This is a genomic window from Mesorhizobium sp. M7A.F.Ca.MR.362.00.0.0 (assembly GCF_004023175.1).
Lineage (GTDB): Bacteria > Pseudomonadota > Alphaproteobacteria > Rhizobiales > Rhizobiaceae > Mesorhizobium.
Genome location: NZ_RZTF01000257.1, coordinates 1,950 through 3,600 on the forward strand (window position 1 = coordinate 1,950; position 1,651 = coordinate 3,600).

Consider the following 1,651-nt stretch of genomic DNA (forward strand, 5'->3'; position numbering starts at 1 on the left):
CAAAACCGAACAACAGTACTTCGCCTACATCGCCTACGACCTCGACCTGTTCGAGCCGGGCTCGATCGCCAATCTGACCGCATCGATCATCGGCAATGTGTTCGGCTTCAAGGCAGTCAAGGCGCTGCGGCTGGAAGACATGCGTATCCCGGTGGCGTACCTCAAAACCTTCCAGGGGCCGGCGACCGGTATCGTGGTGGAGCGTGAGCGGCTCGACAAGTTCGGCCGGCCGCTGCTCGGCGCGACGACGAAGCCGAAGCTCGGCCTGTCGGGACGCAATTACGGGCGCGTCGTTTACGAAGCGCTGAAGGGCGGCCTCGACTTCGTCAAGGACGACGAGAACATTAACTCGCAGCCCTTCATGCACTGGCGCGACCGCTTCCTCTACTGCATGGAGGCCGTGAACAAGGCGTCGGCCGCCACCGGCGAGGTCAAAGGACATTATCTCAACGTCACCGCCGGCACGATGGAGGAGATGTACGAGCGCGCCGAATTCGCCAAGCAGCTTGGCTCCTGCATCGTCATGATCGACCTCGTCATCGGCTACACGGCGATCCAGTCGATGGCCAAGTGGGCGCGCCGCAACGACATGATCCTGCACCTGCACCGTGCCGGCAACTCGACCTATTCGCGCCAGAAGAACCACGGCATGAATTTCCGCGTCATCTGCAAATGGATGCGCATGGCCGGCGTCGACCACATCCATGCCGGCACGGTGGTCGGCAAGCTGGAAGGCGACCCGCTCATGATCAAGGGATTTTATGACACGCTGCGCGAGGAGCGCACGCCGCAGAACCTCGAAACCGGGCTGTTCTTCGATCAGGAATGGGCCTCGCTCAACAAGGTGATGCCCGTCGCCTCGGGCGGCATCCATGCCGGCCAGATGCACCAGTTGATCCACTATCTCGGCGAGGACGTCATCCTGCAGTTCGGCGGCGGCACGATCGGCCATCCGGACGGCATCCAGGCTGGCGCGACAGCCAATCGCGTCGCCTTGGAAGCGATGATCCTGGCCCGCAACGAGGGGCGCGATTATTTGCGCGAAGGGACCAAGATCCTCGAACAGGCGGCCAGATGGTGCACGCCGCTGAAGGCTGCCCTGGAGACCTGGAAGGACGTCACCTTCAACTACGAATCGACCGACACGGCCGACTTCGTGCCAACCGCAACGCCCAGCTTCTAGACGAAAGGAACCGTCGTCATGATGACCAATCCGGGAAACAAGGTCACGCAGGGACAGTTCTCGTTCCTGCCCGACCTGACCGATGAGCAGATTTCGGCGCAGATCAAATACGCGCTGAAGAACCATTGGGCGGTCAGCGTCGAGTACACGGACGATCCGCATCCGCGAAATACCTATTGGGAAATGTACGGCAACCCGATGTTCGACTTGAAAGATCCGGCGGGCATACTGCTCGAGGTCAACGCTTGCCGGAAAGCCTGTCCGAACATGTATGTGCGGGTAACCGCCTTCGATTCGACCAAGGGCTGGGAAGCCCCGCGCATGTCGTTCATTGTCAACCGGCCGCCCAGCGAACCCGGGTTCCGGCTGCTGCGCCAGGAGCGCGACGGCCGCAGCCAGGGTTATTCGATCGTGCCTTATGCGACCGACAGGCCCGAGGGCGAGCGGAGCTAGCCGAACCATGCTGAA

Annotated in this window: 2 protein-coding genes; both read left to right on the plus strand. The window is 61.6% G+C overall.

All coding sequences use genetic code 11. The features are described 5' to 3' along the window. Window positions 1-1,183 (plus strand): ribulose-bisphosphate carboxylase large subunit (locus tag EOC06_RS25490; protein ID WP_245470052.1); only part of this gene is annotated, 1,183 nt, incomplete at its 5' end. An 18-nt stretch (window positions 1,184-1,201) separates the two neighbouring features. Continuing rightward, window positions 1,202-1,636, plus strand: coding sequence for a ribulose bisphosphate carboxylase small subunit (locus EOC06_RS25495; protein ID WP_013532057.1), 435 nt, complete (start codon window positions 1,202-1,204; stop codon window positions 1,634-1,636). Window positions 1,637-1,651 lie beyond the last annotated feature (15 nt).

Coding starts and splice junctions, on each gene's coding strand:
- EOC06_RS25495 (WP_013532057.1), top strand. CDS start 1,202: ATGATGACCAATCCGGGAAACAAGGTCACGCAGGGACAGTTCTCGTTC.